This is a genomic window from Pseudomonas aylmerensis (assembly GCF_001702265.1).
In the GTDB taxonomy this organism is placed as follows: domain Bacteria; phylum Pseudomonadota; class Gammaproteobacteria; order Pseudomonadales; family Pseudomonadaceae; genus Aquipseudomonas; species Aquipseudomonas aylmerensis.
Map to the genome: position 1 here is coordinate 21,667 of NZ_MAUE01000046.1, position 6,921 is coordinate 28,587.

At 63.1% G+C, this 6,921-nt stretch carries 3 protein-coding genes and 1 pseudogene; 3 read left to right on the plus strand and 1 reads right to left on the minus strand.

The features are described 5' to 3' along the window. Window positions 1-70 precede the first annotated feature (70 nt). Window positions 71-1,276 carry a multidrug effflux MFS transporter gene (locus BBG20_RS29780; RefSeq protein ID WP_065909910.1) on the minus strand — a complete coding sequence of 402 codons (1,206 nt, stop codon included), beginning with the start codon at window positions 1,274-1,276 and terminating at the stop codon, window positions 71-73. Between the two features lie 101 nt (window positions 1,277-1,377). On the opposite strand from BBG20_RS29780, the gene BBG20_RS29785 reads away from it, so the two are divergent. The 3 genes and pseudogenes from BBG20_RS29785 to BBG20_RS29795 all read left to right on the plus strand — a co-directional run. After that, on the plus strand, window positions 1,378-2,484 hold the full coding sequence (locus BBG20_RS29785; RefSeq protein ID WP_065909912.1) for an efflux RND transporter periplasmic adaptor subunit: 1,107 nt from the start codon (window positions 1,378-1,380) through the stop codon (window positions 2,482-2,484). A 2-nt stretch (window positions 2,485-2,486) separates the two neighbouring features. Further along, window positions 2,487-5,570 (plus strand): efflux RND transporter permease subunit, encoded by a 3,084-nt coding sequence (locus tag BBG20_RS29790; RefSeq protein ID WP_065909914.1) that lies wholly within the window; start codon window positions 2,487-2,489, stop codon window positions 5,568-5,570. Window positions 5,571-5,728: 158 nt separating this feature from the next. Next, window positions 5,729-6,921, plus strand: a pseudogene (locus BBG20_RS29795) (type IV secretion protein Rhs); the annotation flags it as partial.

Sequence of the window (6,921 nt, forward strand, 5' to 3'; positions counted from 1 at the left end):
CCTCCAAAGTGAGTACACCATAAGTCCACAAAGTGTTGAGTACTAGCCGGCAAAAGCGGCCCTGAACGTCCTATGTATAGGACAATCCCTTGACCGGACGTTGGCGCAGCAAGTGGAAAGCCACAAATGCCGTCAACGCAAAACACGCCTGGATGATGATCATCGGCGTGGCACTGCCGTCGCGCCAGTGGCTCAGCAAAAGGCCGCTGCCGGTCGCGCCGAACATCTGCGCAAAGCCCATCAGCCCCGCGGCCAAGCCGGCGCGGTGCGCGTTGGGCATCACCCCGCCGGTGACCGCACCGGGCAGTACCAGGCCACCGCCGAGGGTCACCAGGGCAATCGGAATATCCAGCCCCAGCACAGACAGGCCGAACGCCGCATAAATGCCCATGGCCGCGATACCGCCAATGGCCACCAGCGTCACGCCCATCGCTACAATCCGCTGCGGTCCCAGGCGCAGGATGTTTCGCCGCGTATAAGTGGAGCCGACGATCAGCATCGACACGATCAGGCCGAAATTGATGCCGTACTCCAGGCTGCTGAAGCCGAGCAGGTTGATAAACACCGCTGACGACCCGGCGATCACCGCAAACATGGCGCCATAGGTGCACGCCAGGGCCACGGCGAACGCGCGGTACTGGCGGCCCTTGAGCAAATCCAGGTACTGCCCGCCGAGGGTGCGCCAATGGCCGGCCTTGGGGTCAAGGTAGTGGTTGCTTTCGCGAAAAAACACCAGGGCCAGCAGCAACACCACGCTGCCAATCACCAGCGCCAGCAGGATCGGTGCGTGCCAGCCCAGCAGTTTGATCAGCAGGCCGCCGACCATCGGCGCCACCACAATGGCGTAGAGCATGCCGATCATGGTCAGCGCCAGGGCCGGCCCCGCTTCGGCCTTCCACACGTCACGCACCACCGTGCGCGCCAATACCAGTGCAGCGCAGGCGCCAAGGCCCTGCACCACGCGGGCCGCGATAAATTGCTGGATGTCGCTGACCAGCAGCATCGACAAGGTTGCCAGCACATACAGCACCAGCCCGCCGATCAGCACAGGACGGCGGCCGATGCGGTCTGACAGCGGCCCGAACACCAGTTGGCCCAGGCCGAATGCGGCGACAAACGCCGACAGCGCCATCAACGCCGAACCCGGCGGTGCGACCAATGCCTGCTCGATCACACCCAGGCCGGGGATGATCAATTGGGTCGAGACTTCACCCAGGGCCGTCAGGGCCACCAGTAAAAACAGCAGGCTTCGCGAGGGTGCCGGGGCGTTTGCCATGGGGAATATCCGGGGGCTGGATTAATTTATATTTCGACCATAATATGAGTAAAAAATTATGTCCATAATTTTTTCCCCACAGGTTTTCCCCGGAGCCCGCCATGTACCCTCTCCCCCTGCGTCTTCTCACGCCCCTGGCCCTGATGATCGTCATCAGCGGCTGCAACAGCAAAGCCGACACCGCCGCCGAGGTGCCCCCACCGCGCCCGGTTCTCGCCGCCAAGGTCGAGGCTGCCGGTACGCAGCAGAACGCCTACACCGGCGTGGTCGCGGCGCGTACCGAGAGTGACCTGGGTTTCCGCGTCAGCGGCAAGGTCATCGAGCGCAAGGTCGACCCCGGCCAGCACGTGTCCCGGGGCGATACCCTGCTGGTGCTGGACATCGGCGACTTCGAGCTGGCCCTGCGCTCGGCCAAAAACCGCGTGAATGCCGCCCAGGCGCAACTGCGCCAGCGCCGCGATGATGAAAACCGCTACCAGCGCCTGGCCAATACCGGCGCGGTGTCGCGGCAGATCTTCGACCAGTCGGCCACCAACCTGCGTGTCGCCGAAGCCGAATTGGCCGCGGCGCAATCCGATGCCAGCCAGATTGAAAACCGCCGCACCTACTCCGTGCTCAAGGCTGACGGGGACGGCATCATCACCGACGTGCGGGTAGATCGCGGCCAAGTGGTCGCCGAAGGGCAAATCGTCGCGCGCCTGGCCCATGACGGCGCGCGCGAAGCCATCGTCAATCTCCCGGAAAACCAGCGCGACCTGGCCTCGCAGAAAGCCCTGGCCTTCCCGTTCGGCGCCCCCGACCAGGCGGTGACCGCCACCTTGCGCGAACTCTCGGCCAGCGCCGACCCCGTGACCCGTACCTACCGTGCCCGCTATGTGCTGCACGGCGCTGTCGACCGCTTTGCCCTCGGCTCGACCATCACCGTGCGGCTGCAAGGCGACGGCCAGGCCCAGCAAACCCGCGTGCCGATCGGCGCACTGCAAGATGCAGGGCAAGGCACTGGCGTGTGGCTGATCGGCGCTGATGACAAGGTCAGCTTCGCCCCGGTGAAAGTCGCCAGCCTCGGCCAGGAGGATGCCCTGCTCGACAGCGGCGTGGCCCCCGGCCAAACCATCGTCGCCCTCGGCGCGCACCTGCTGCACAGCGGCGACGCCGTGCGCCTGCTGCCCGCCCAGGTATTGGCCCTCAACCGCAAACAGGACCACTGAGCATGCGCGGGATCAACCTCTCCGAACTGGCGGTCAAGCACCGTGCGGTCACGCTGTTTCTGATCATTGCGATCCTCGCCGCCGGGATCTTCTCGTTCGGCAAACTGGGGCGCGCCGAAGACCCGTCGTTTACCGTCAAGGTCATGACCATCACCGCCGCCTGGCCCGGCGCCACGGCCCAGGAAATGCAGGAGCAAGTCGCTGACCGCCTGGAAAAACGCCTGCAGGAACTCGACTACTACGACCGCGTCGAGACCATTGCCCAGCCGGGTTTTGTGTCGATGCGCATGACCTACAAGGAGTCCACGCGCCCCAGCGAAATCCAGGACCTGTTCTACCAGACGCGCAAAAAGCTCAGCGATGAAGCGGCGAAACTGCCCAAGGGCGTGATCGGGCCGTTTTTCAACGATGAATATTCCGATGTGTACTTTGCCCTCTACGCCCTGGAAGCCGAGCACCTGCCCCATCGGCAACAGGTGCAGATGGCCGAAGACCTGCGCCAGGGCCTGCTCAACCTGCCAGGCGTGAAGAAGGTCAATATCCTCGGCGAGCAGGCCCAGCGGATCTTTGTCGAGTTCTCCTACGAACGCCTGGCGACCCTGGGCATCAAGCCGGACCAGATCTTCGCCGCCCTCGCCGCGCAAAATGCCGTGGCACCGTCGGGCTTTGTGGAAACCGCCGGTGCGCGTGCCTATATCCGTATCGACGGCGCGTTCGACAGCCTGGCGCTGATCGAAAACGTGCCCCTGGAAGTCAACGGCCGCGTGCTGCGCATCGCCGACGTGGCCAGCGTCAGCCGCGGCTATGAGGACCCGCCCAGTTACCGCATCCGCCACCAGGGCGACCCGGCGCTGATGCTCGGCGTGATCATGGAGAAACACTGGAACGGCCTGGAATTGGACAAGAGCCTCAAGGCCGAGGAAGCCAGAATCCAGGCGGACCTGCCGCTCGGCGTGAACTTCGCCAAAGTCTCCGACCAGGCAAAAAACATCAGCCTGGCGGTGAACGAATTCATGCTGAAATTCTTCGTCGCCCTGGCGGTGGTCATGGTGATCAGCCTGTTGGCGCTGGGCTTTCGCGTCGGCCTGGTGGTGGCCGCTGCGGTGCCCCTGACCTTGTCGGTGGTGTTTGTGATCATGCTGCTCACCGGGCGCGAGTTCGACCGTATTACCCTCGGCGCGCTGATCATTTCCCTCGGGTTGCTGGTGGATGACGCGATCATCGCCATCGAGATGATGGTGGTGAAACTCGAAGAAGGCTTCGACCGCATCCACGCGGCCACCTTCGCCTGGAGCTCGACAGCCGCGCCAATGCTGACCGGCACGCTGGTGACCATCATCGGCTTCCTGCCCGTGGGCTTCGCGCGTTCCGGCGCCGGGGAATATGCCGGCAATATTTTCTGGATCGTCGGCTTCGCGCTGATTTCGTCGTGGCTGGTGGCGGTGGTGTTCACGCCGTACCTGGGGGTGAAGTTGCTGCCGCAGATCAAGCCGGTACCCGGCGGCCACGACGCGATTTATGCCGGGCGTTACTACCAGAAACTGCGCAACCTGGTGCAAACCTGCGTGCAGCGGCGCTGGCTGGTGACGGGACTGGTGGTGGCGGCGTTTGTGTTGTGCGTGCTGGGCATGGGCGTGGTGAAGAAGCAGTTCTTCCCCAACTCTGATCGGTCCGAGTTGATTCTTGAGGTGTACATGCCGCCCGGCAGTGCCTTCAAGAGCACCGAGGCGGTGGCCGCGCAGCTGGAAAAAGCGCTGCTGCAAGAGCCGCAGACCCACCTGGTGGACACCTACGTGGGCGGCGGCGCGCCACGCTTTTTCCTCTCGCTGAACCCCGAACTGCCGGACCCGGCGTTTGCCAAACTGATCGTGCAGACCCCGGATTCCCACGCCCGCGACGCACTGAAATTGCGCATGCGAGAGCGGATTGCCGCAGGTGAGTTTCCAGCGGCACGGGTGCGCGTGACGCAACTGCTGTTCGGTCCGCCGGTGCCGTTCCCGGTGGTGTTTCGCGTCAGCGGTCCGAATCTGGATGTTCTGCGCGGGGTGTCTGAGCAGGTGCGCAAGGTCGTCGCCGCGAATAAGCTGACCAAGGACGCGTTCCTCGATTGGGGCGAGCGCACCAGCGGCTATCGCCTGATCCTCGATCAGGACCGCCTGCGCCTGCTCGGCTTCACGCCGAACGAGGTCAAATCCCAGCTCAACGCCTTGCTCAGCGGCAACCCGATCACCGAGGTGCGCGAAGGCAACCGCACGGTGTCGGTGGTCGCCCGCGCCCAGGGCAACCAGCGCGAGAACCTCGGCAATCTCAACAACATGACCCTGACCAACAGCGCGGGCACTTCGGTGCCGCTGGCCCAGGTCGGGCATTTCCAGGCGGTGATGGAAGAACCGATCCTCAAGCGCCGCAACCGCGCGACCACCGTGGAAGTACGTGCCGACATCATCGACGGCGTGCAGCCGCCCGACGTGGAAATGGCCGTGTACAAAGACCTGCAGCCGCTGATCGCGCAGCTGCCTGCCGGTTATCAGATCGACATCGGTGGCCCGGTAGAAGAAAGCGCCAAGGCCAACGTCGCGCTCGCGGCGCTGTTCCCGATCATGATCCTGCTGACCCTCACGGTGATCATGTTCCAGGTGCGCTCGTTTGGCGTGATGTTCATGGTCTTCGCCACTGCCCCTCTGGGCTTGATCGGCGCGGTGCCGACTTTGCTGCTGTTCAACCAGCCGTTCGGGTTTAACGCAATCCTGGGGCTGATCGGGATCGGCGGGATCCTGATGCGCAACACGCTGATCTTTACCGACCAGATTCGTCAGAACCAGGACCATGGCATGCCGATCCGCGAGGCGATCATCGAAGCCACCGTGCGCCGTGCGCGGCCCGTGATATTGACGGCACTGGCGGCGGCACTGGCGTTCATTCCACTGACGCTGTCGGTGTTCTGGTCGTCCCTGGCGTATGTGCTGATTGGTGGGGTGCTGGTAGGCACGGTGTTGACGCTGCTGTTCCTGCCGGCACTCTGCAGCCTGGTGCTGGGCCGGGAGAAGACAACTGCCGCTGAAACATCCCACCTGACTGCCGGATAAGCACTACAGATATCACTTAAAAACCGCTGCAAAGTCCCTCGCCTGATCACACAGTGCGAGGGATTGCAGATGTTTTTTTTCGATAGCCCCGCCGTTTTGGTGGGTGCGCCTTGATCAACGCCACCAGCCAAACCATCGGCCTCCTGCTGCTGACGGCCATGGATGCCAAGACGCGTGACGTCGAAGCCGTGCTCAGCGACTTCAGGCGCTGCCTCAATTCCTACGAAACCTTGGCGCAAAGCGTCCTCAGCTCTTCGGCGCTGGATGTCGAGCAGGTATTCAAGGTCGGCCGTGAGGTGGCGCTTGTCACGCCGATCAACCGCTCGATCCTTCCCAGCAGTACCGTCGCCGCGTGCCAGGCCAACGGCACATTGACCCTGGTGCACATGTTCCAGAGTTCGAGGTTCGTGCCCATCGGCAATACGCCCGTGATGTTGCAGCGTATCGACCCACACGGCGGCCCGCTGGGGGCGCCCATCCATAAAACCATCGGGCCCAGCGGCATTCTGGAAGTTACCGAGTGCGATCGTAACCAGCAGTACCGCATCAGTTTCTACCCCAACGTCTCCCAAGAGCATTTCAAGGCGCTGTATGCCTCCTATCAGTCGGTCATCGGGCCGCTGGAGGGCTGGCTGCGCAGCGAGTGGGACGCCACGTTTGCACCGCTGTGGGCGGACTACTCCGAGGCCAATTTCCTCAAGCGCTACCTGATGCTGCACCGAGCCTACGCCCGGGGATTTGGCAATGCGCTGTATGAACTCTGGGATTCCCTCAAGCAGCTGCTTCAGTGGCTTATGGACCCGCTTGCCAATGCCGAGAAGCTGCTGCATTACCTGTCCCGCGCCGAACTCGAAAAGCTCCTGAACCTCAGCGCCGAAATCCTCGCAAAAGGCATTTTGGTGCTCAGCGATGAGCCGCTGCTGTTCATTTACTTGTCGGTATTGGTCAGTTGGATGCGGATGATGCCGCCGCCGTACATGAATGAATTGCTCGGGGAAATCAGCGCCGAAGTGCTGATCAACCTGCTGCTGGCCCTCGCCACCGGTGCGATGGGCGTGGCGATCGGCATGAGCGCCAAGGTCCTGGACGGCATCAAGTCTCGTCGTGCGCGCCAGTGGTTCAAACAGGTGGCCAGGCAATTTGGGAAATCTCGTGTGCAGGGCCATGTCGAGGCGGCCAAACCGTTGTTGCTGAGGAGCGCAGCGACGCCGATCACGGTGATTCCGGATGTGCCATTGAAGGCCGGGGATCAGCTGATTTCCAACCCGGTGCCGGCGGTTCGCGGCAAGACGCAGCGGACGACGTTGGTTCGGCAGGAGCATGTCGACGATGTGCCTGCTGCTGGCAAGAA